The sequence below is a fragment of the Isoptericola sp. NPDC060257 genome (assembly GCF_042726645.1).
Classification (GTDB): Bacteria; Actinomycetota; Actinomycetes; order Actinomycetales; family Cellulomonadaceae; genus Isoptericola; species Isoptericola nanjingensis.
Genome location: NZ_JBHXAW010000245.1, coordinates 1 through 6,768, shown reverse-complemented (window position 1 = coordinate 6,768; position 6,768 = coordinate 1). Strand labels below are relative to the sequence as shown.

Annotated in this window: 6 protein-coding genes and 1 pseudogene; 5 read left to right on the top strand and 2 right to left on the bottom strand. The window is 74.9% G+C overall.

What is annotated here, in order from left to right; genetic code table 11:
* A pseudogene (locus tag ACFWEK_RS17000) lies at nt 1-222 on the bottom strand (hypothetical protein); the annotation flags it as partial.
* A gap of 51 nt (nt 223-273) precedes the next feature.
* On the opposite strand from ACFWEK_RS17000, the gene ACFWEK_RS16995 reads away from it, so the two are divergent.
* From ACFWEK_RS16995 to ACFWEK_RS16980, 4 genes are all read left to right on the top strand, one after another.
* Nucleotides 274-1,194 carry an aminoglycoside phosphotransferase family protein gene (locus tag ACFWEK_RS16995; protein ID WP_430554796.1) on the top strand — a complete coding sequence of 307 codons (921 nt, stop codon included), beginning with the start codon at nt 274-276 and terminating at the stop codon, nt 1,192-1,194.
* A gap of 93 nt (nt 1,195-1,287) precedes the next feature.
* Nucleotides 1,288-1,536 (top strand): PspC domain-containing protein, encoded by a 249-nt coding sequence (locus tag ACFWEK_RS16990; protein ID WP_430547669.1) that lies wholly within the window; start codon nt 1,288-1,290, stop codon nt 1,534-1,536.
* Between the two features lie 27 nt (nt 1,537-1,563).
* Nucleotides 1,564-2,088 (top strand): O-acetyl-ADP-ribose deacetylase, encoded by a 525-nt coding sequence (locus ACFWEK_RS16985; RefSeq protein WP_430554795.1) that lies wholly within the window; start codon nt 1,564-1,566, stop codon nt 2,086-2,088.
* A 75-nt stretch (nt 2,089-2,163) separates the two neighbouring features.
* Nucleotides 2,164-3,621, top strand: coding sequence for a DUF222 domain-containing protein (locus ACFWEK_RS16980; protein WP_430554794.1), 1,458 nt, complete (start codon nt 2,164-2,166; stop codon nt 3,619-3,621).
* A gap of 63 nt (nt 3,622-3,684) precedes the next feature.
* On the opposite strand, the gene ACFWEK_RS16975 is transcribed toward ACFWEK_RS16980, so the two are convergent.
* Nucleotides 3,685-5,178: an APC family permease gene (locus tag ACFWEK_RS16975; RefSeq protein WP_430554793.1), complete on the bottom strand. Its 1,494-nt coding sequence runs from the start codon at nt 5,176-5,178 to the stop codon at nt 3,685-3,687.
* Nucleotides 5,179-5,414: 236 nt separating this feature from the next.
* Between ACFWEK_RS16975 and ACFWEK_RS16970 the strand changes: the two genes are divergently transcribed.
* A complete protein-coding gene (locus ACFWEK_RS16970) occupies nt 5,415-6,620 on the top strand; it encodes a beta-ketoacyl-[acyl-carrier-protein] synthase family protein (RefSeq protein ID WP_430554792.1) in 1,206 nt (401 codons plus the stop codon).
* Nucleotides 6,621-6,768 lie beyond the last annotated feature (148 nt).

Sequence of the window (6,768 nt, the reverse complement as noted above, 5' to 3'; positions counted from 1 at the left end):
GCCTCCGTCCTGGTCCGCCGCGCCCGCGGCTTGGACGTCCGCCCCGCCCTGCTTATATTCTATGGGGCCGCGGGGGGGCGCCAGCGAGACCCCCGGCGGGGTCCCGGGGGCCGGGGCCGCGGACGCCGCCGACGACGCCGGCCCCGGGGCGCACGCCCCCAGCGCCGCGATCGCGAGCACGGCCGTGCAGACCGGCGTGAGCACCGCCGTCGTCCGTCGCATGACCCGAGTATCACCTGGCCGGGGCGAGCGGCGCGCGCCTACCGTCGGCCCATGCCGCTGCACGACGACGAGGTCCGGGTCACCGCCGACGACGTCCGCCGCCTGGTCGCGGCGCAGCACCCGCGGTGGGGTTCACTGCCCGTGACGCCGGTGCGGGAGTCGGGCACCGACCACCTGCTGTTCCGGCTCGGCGACGAGCTCGTGGCCCGGATGCCGAAGGTCGCCTGGGCCGGCGAGCACGCGCTCGCGGACGCGCGGTGGCTGCCCCGGCTGGCCCCGCACGTGCCCTTGACGGTGCCCGCGCCCCTCGCCGTCGGCGAGCCCGACGAGGCGTACCCGTTCCACTGGTCGGTCGTGCCGTGGGTGCCGGGCGCGGCGACGGCGGACCCGCTCGACCCTGCCGCCGCCCCGAACCTGGACCCCGTCGCCGCGGCCGCCGACCTCGGCGCGTTCGTCACCGCGCTGCGGGCCGTCGACCCGACGGGCGGCCCGGTCAAGGACGGCACCGGCCGCGGCGTCCCGCTCGCCCGCCTGGACGACGACGTCCGCCGCGCCACCGCCGAGTCCGGCGACCGCGTCGACGGCCCCGCCGTCCTCAAGGCGTGGGACCGTGCCCTGGAGGCCGCTACCGACCCGGTGCCCGGCACCTGGCTGCACGGCGACCTCATGCCGGGCAACCTGCTCGCCGACGGCGGCCGACTCACCGCCGTCATCGACTGGGGCGCGCTCGGCGTCGGCGACCCGGCGGCCGACCTCCCGCCCGCGTGGTGGCTCTTCTCCGGCCGCGACCGCGACGCGTTCCGTGAGGCGGCCGGCGCCGGCCCGGGCGGAGACCTCGACGACGGCGCCTGGGAGCGCGGGCTCGGGTGGGTGCTGGTGCAGGGTGTCATCGCGCTGCCGTACTACTGGGACCGCTGGCCCGAGTTCGCCCGCGCCTCCCAGCGGCGCGTCGCGGCCGCCGTCGCCGGCTGAGGGCGGTCAGGGTCCCTCAGGGTCGAGCTGGTCAGGGTCGAACCGGGGGACCACCCGATACCGAGCGCGACCCGTCGCTCGTACCGTCGAAGCATGACCACACCGACCTCGACCCCGTACGTCCAGCCTTCCCCCGCGCCGAAGCGCAAGCTGTTCCGCCCGAAGCACGGCCGCGTGCTCGGCGGCGTCTGCGCCGGCCTCGCCGACTACCTCGGCTGGAGCCGCGGCCTCGTCCGCGTGCTCTCCGTGGCGTCGATCCTCATCCCCGGCCCGCAGGTGCTCGCCTACATCGTGCTGTGGATCCTCATGCCCGACGAGGACAAGGCCCTCCGCACGGCCTGACCTCCCGCGATCCCCCGAGGAGGAACCGTGGAGCTCATCATCGAGCGCGGCGACCTCACGACCGTCGCCACGGACGCCATCGTCAACGCCGCGAACTCGTCGCTGCTGGGCGGCGGCGGGGTCGACGGCGCCATCCACGCCGCCGCGGGTCCGCGCCTGCTGGAGGCCTGCCGCGAGCTGCGCCGCAGCACCCTGCCCGACGGCCTGCCGGTGGGCGACGCCGTCGCGACCCCCGGCTTCGACCTACCCGCCGCGTGGGTGATCCACACGGTCGGGCCGAACCGGCACGCCGGCCAGACCGACCCCGCGCTGCTCGCCTCCTGCTTCTCGCGGTCGCTGGACGTCGCGGCCGACCTCCGCGCCCGGACCGTCGCGTTCCCCGCCGTGGGCGCGGGCGTCTACGGCTGGTCGCCCGACGACGTCGCGCGCGCCGCCCTGGAGGCGGTGCGGTCGTGGGACGACGCCAACCCGGCGGCGATCGACGAGGTCCGCTTCGTGCTCTTCAACGCCCCCGTGCTGGCGGCCTTCGAGCAGGCTCTCGCCGCCGCCTGAACTGCGGGAACAGTTGTCCACAGGTGGTTGTCCACACCCTTGTGGCGCATCCGACCCACCGCTAGGGTCGAACACATGTTCGACACCGTGCCGACGTCCCGCCTCGCCGACCCGCCCCCGGCGGCGCCGTCGCTCGCGCACGTGTCGGCGGCGATCGACGAGGTCGTAGAGCTCCAACGCCAGGTCCACGCGCTCGAGGCGCGCAAGCTGGTCGCCACGGAACGCGCCCGGGTCACGGCGCTGCGCGCGGAGGCGGCGCTGCTGGCGCACGACGACGTCGCGCTGAGCCGCGCGGGCGCCGCGCGCCGCCGCGACCTCGCCCGACGAGCCTTCACGGCCGACCTCGCGACGGCGCTGCGCCTCACCGAGCAGGCCGCCTCCCACCTCCTCGACACGGCGCGCACGCTGGCGGTCGGCGTCGGGGAGGCGGGGCACGCCACCCTCGAGGCTCTGCGACACGGCCGCCTCTCGCTGGCCCACGCCACCGCCGTCGCGGACACCCTCGCGGACCTTCCGGACCCCGACGCGCGCGCCCAGGTCGAGGGCGTCGTGCTGCCTCGCGCCGCCACCTGCACCGTTCCGCAGCTGCGTCGGCACCTGCGCCGGGCCCGGGACGTCGCCCACCCCGAGCCGTTCGTCGAGCGGCATCGCCGGGCCGCGCAGGACCGGGCCGCCTACGTCGATCCCGGTGCCGACGGCATGGCCTGGCTCACCGCCCACCTGCCCGCGCACGTCGCCCACGCGGTCTACGACCGCCTCACCCGTGCCGGGATGCGCGCCCGGGAAGCCGGTGACGACCGGACCCTCGCCCAGCTCCGCGCGGACGCGGCCGCCGACCTGCTGCTCGCGGGCACGAACCCGGCCTGCGACGTCGGCACCGCCGACCGAGACCCTGCCGGTGGGAACGTGTCCGGCCTGGCCGGGATCGCGCGACGGATCACGCCGACGGTCCGGGTGACGGTGCCGGTGCTGTCGCTGGTGGGCGGCTCCGACGCAGCGGCCGACCTCGACGGGCACGGGCCGATGGACGCGATGACGGCATCCACGCTCACCGCGGCGGCCCCGTCGCTGCGGCGGTTGCTGGTCGACCCGGTCGACGGTCGGGTGCTCACCACCGACCCCGGCACCTACACCGTCCCCGCGGCGCTGCGGGCGTTCCTCCAGCAGCGCGACGGCGTGTGCCGGTTCCCGGGCTGCACGCGGGCGGCGGCCCGGTGCGACGTCGACCACGTGGTCGCGTGGTCCGACGGCGGGCGCACCGTCGCGGACAATCTGACCCACCTCTGCCGCCACCATCACGGGATGAAGCACGGGACCGCCTGGCGCAGCCGGCTCGCACCGGACGGCGCCGTCACCTGGACGTCACCGACCGGGCGGACCCACCACGACCCTCCGGCAGATCCCACCGGCCCGGGCACGCTCGGTCATCCGGCACCACCCGAACATCCGGCACCCGAACGTCCGGCACCCGACGAGCCAGCACCCGGACGCCCTGGGACCGCTCCGCCTGACGCCGGGGTTCGGGACCCCTGACGGTGAGGCAGACCGGGGTCGGTGCGTGCGCGGGTTCGGGGTGGTCCGGCGTCGACGGTCGCGTCACCGCTTCGGGTAGCCCGCCTGCGGCTTGTCCTCCTCGAGCTCCTCGACGTGTTCGAAGTGGATCTGCTGGTGCTTCACGGTGCGGTTGTACAGCCAGGTGATGAAGGACAGCACGAGGCCGACGGCGAGCAGCCCGCCGGCGATGACGTACTGCTCCTGCTGCGCCTCGCTGCGCGCCCACGGACCCGCGAGGAAGGCGCAGGTGACGGCGCCGAGCGCCGCGATCCACGTCTTGGTGCGGAAGTGCTCGTGCTGCACGGGCTTGCGGCGCAGCACCAGCAGCGCCACGTTCACCACCGCGAACACGGTGAGCAGCAGCAGCGACGTCGTCCCGCCCAGCAGGCTGATCGCGTCCGAGCCGGCCTCGGTGGCACTGGCCCGGACCACGTAGATGATGAGCCCGAACGAGATGAGCGTGGTCACGATGATCGACACCCACGGCGTCTTGCGGGTGCGGTGCACCTTGCCGAAGCTGCGCGGCAGCACGCCCTGGTGGGCCAGGCCGTACAGCAGCCGCGACGCCATGAGCATGTTGATCAGCGCGGAGTTCGCGACGGCGAACATGCCGATGAACGGGAAGATCGTGTCAAAGGGCAGACCCGGCGCCCCGGCGGCGACCACCTGGGTGAGGGCGGACCCCTTCGAGTCGTCGGCCAGGTCGCCCACCGGGACCAGGGCGACGGCCGTGATCGCGACCAGCACGTAGATGAGCCCCGTGATCGACAGGCCCGTGAGCATGGTGCGCGGGAAGTCCTTCACGGGGTCGCGGCACTCCTCGGCCATGTTCACGGAGTCCTCGAAGCCCACCATGGCGAAGAAGGCGAGTGTCGTCGCCGCCGTCACGGCCAGGAAGACGCTCTTGTCGTCGGCGCTCTCGAAGACCACCACGCGGGAGAAGTCCGCCCGGCCCTGGGTCATGCCCCACATGCCGACGAAGATCACCATGAGCAGGCCGGACAGCTCGACGATCGTGAGGACGACGTTCGCCTTGACGCTCTCGCCGACGCCGCGGAAGTTCACCAGCGCCACCAGGGTCATGAACCCCAGCGCGATCAGCAGAAGCCCCGCCCCACCCGGCTCGAGGCCCAGGCCGAAGCCGTCGTTGAGGAAGCCCGCGAACGCGTTCGACGCCGTCGACGCCGACGTGATGCCGGAGCACATCACCATGAACGCGATGATGAACGTGACGAAGTGGATGCCGAACGCCTTGTGCGTGTACAGCGCGGCGCCCGCGGCCTGCGGGTACTTGGTGACCAGCTCCAGGTAGGAGAACGCGGTCAGCGTCGCCACCACGAACGCGATGAGGAACGGCGCCCAGGCCGCGCCGCCGACCTCGCCGGCGACCTGTCCGGTGAGGGCGTAGACGCCGGTGCCGAGGATGTCCCCGACGATGAAGAGCAGCAGGAGCTTGCGCCCCATCACCCGCTTGAGGCCGGGTTCGGGGGCGGCGCCGCCCGTCCCGCCGCCGGTCTCGTCGATCGTCTGGCTCATCGCGACCTCCTGGATCCTGCCGTGGATCGTGCTCTCGCGTGGTCGTGCTCCCGCACGGTTCGTCCGTGCCCCTCGCCTCGTCGCGCGGGCCCGGCGGTTCTCTCCGTCCCCTCATGGAACCGCGCCGAGGCCTGACCTGCATGGGCGACGCGCGGGAGGGCAGGGCAGAGTTGCGCGCAACAAGGTCTCGCACGGTGCGGGTGCAGGGGGCAACCGGACTGACGAGGAGCATGCGGGTGCGACGAACGGTGGTCACGGGTGCGGGGGCGGTCACGCCCGTCGGGGGCACGGTCGAGGAGACGTGGGCGGCCCTCCGGGCCGGCGCGAACGGGGCCGGCGCGATCACGGACGACTGGGCCGGCACCCTGCCGGTGCGCATCGCCGCGCGGGCGGACGACGCTTTCGCCGACGGGCTGAGCGTGCCCGAGCGCCGCGCGCGCGACCGGGTGGAGCAGCTGACCCTGGTCGCGGGCCGGGAGGCCTGGGCGTCGGCGGGATCGCCGGACGTGGACCCCACCCGGCTCGCGGTGGCGGTGGGCACGGCGCACGGCGGCATCGGGACGACGGTCGCCATGCAGGACACCCTGGGGACGGCCGGTTACCGTCGCGTGTCCCCGCACACCATCACGATGGCGATGGCGAACGGACCGGCGGCGTACCTGTCCCTCGACCTGGGTGCCAAGGCCGGTGCCCGCGCCCCGGTCAGCGCCTGCGCCGCGGGGGTGGAGGCGATCGGTCAGGGCCGTGACCTGATCCGCTCGGGGGCCGCGGACGTCGTGGTGTGCGGCGGGGCGGAGGCCAGCATCGTGCCGCTGTCCCTCACCGGGTTCGGCCGGGTCCGCGCGCTGTCGACCCGCAACGACGAGCCGCTGCGCGCCTCGCGCCCGTTCGACGTGCACCGCGACGGCTTCGTCATGGGCGAGGGCGCCGTGCTCGTGGTGCTCGAGGCCGAGGAGCACGCCCGCGCCCGCGGCGCGACGGTCCTGGGCGCCGTCGACGGGACGTCCCTCACCTCCGACGCGTTCGACATCGTCGGCGGCGACCCGGCCAACCAGGCCCGGACCATCACGCTCGCGCTGCACGACGCCGGCCTGGCACCGGGCGACGTCGGGCTGGTGCACGCGCACGCGACGTCCACGCCGATGGGCGACGTCAACGAGGCCGCGGCCCTGCGCGCCGCGCTCGGCAGCCCGCCCCCCGTGACCGCCACGAAGGCGTCCACGGGGCACCTGCTCGGCGCGTCCGGCGCCCTGGGCGCGCTGGTCGGGCTGCTGGCCCTGCGCGACGGCGTCGTGCCGCCCACCATCAACCTCGACGACCCGGACCCGGAGGTCGACCTCGACGTCGTCACCACCCCCCGGACGACGACGGCGCCGCACGCGCTCGTGAACGCGTTCGGCTTCGGCGGCCACAGCGCCGCGCTGGTGCTGTCACGGGGATGAGCGCCGGAGCCCGCGCGGGGGGTCAGACCAGCACGGAGGCCAGGAAGTCCTCGACGGCCTCGACGTACGCCTCGGGCTGGTCGCGACGCACGCAGTGGCCGGCGTCGGCGACGACGACGGTCCGCAGCAGGGGGTTCTCCGGTCCGGG

Coding starts and splice junctions, on each gene's coding strand:
- ACFWEK_RS16995 (WP_430554796.1), top strand. CDS start 274: ATGCCGCTGCACGACGACGAGGTCCGGGTCACCGCCGACGACGTCCGC.
- ACFWEK_RS16990 (WP_430547669.1), top strand. CDS start 1,288: ATGACCACACCGACCTCGACCCCGTACGTCCAGCCTTCCCCCGCGCCG.
- ACFWEK_RS16980 (WP_430554794.1), top strand. CDS start 2,164: ATGTTCGACACCGTGCCGACGTCCCGCCTCGCCGACCCGCCCCCGGCG.
- ACFWEK_RS16975 (WP_430554793.1), bottom strand. CDS start 5,178: ATGAGCCAGACGATCGACGAGACCGGCGGCGGGACGGGCGGCGCCGCC.